Genomic DNA, 213 nt, shown 5'->3' with positions numbered 1-213 from the left:
ATCACCCACAAGGCCTCCAGCCGTCAGTCCTTTGCCCGGGGCGCCGTGCGCGCGGCACTGTGGTTGGCGCAGCAAAAGCCCGGACTGTATGACATGCAGGACGTGCTGGATCTGCACTAAGCTTACGATCATGGACGCGGCGCACGAGGCCCATCAATGAGTTGCACCCTGCGCATTCTGACGATGAACACCCACAAGGGCTTCAGCCTGTTC

At 61.0% G+C, this 213-nt stretch carries 1 protein-coding gene; it reads left to right on the top strand.

Annotated features, from left to right (window positions below; genetic code table 11):
• Positions 1-120 (top strand): dihydrodipicolinate reductase C-terminal domain-containing protein (locus B3187_RS09500; RefSeq protein ID WP_286806085.1); only part of this gene is annotated, 120 nt, incomplete at its 5' end.
• Positions 121-213: the final 93 nt, after the last annotated feature.

Origin of the sequence: Marinimicrobium sp. UBA4209 (assembly GCF_002381585.1) — a bacterium.
Lineage (GTDB): Bacteria > Pseudomonadota > Gammaproteobacteria > Pseudomonadales > Cellvibrionaceae > Marinimicrobium > Marinimicrobium koreense.
This window is presented reverse-complemented; position numbering and strand designations above follow the sequence as displayed.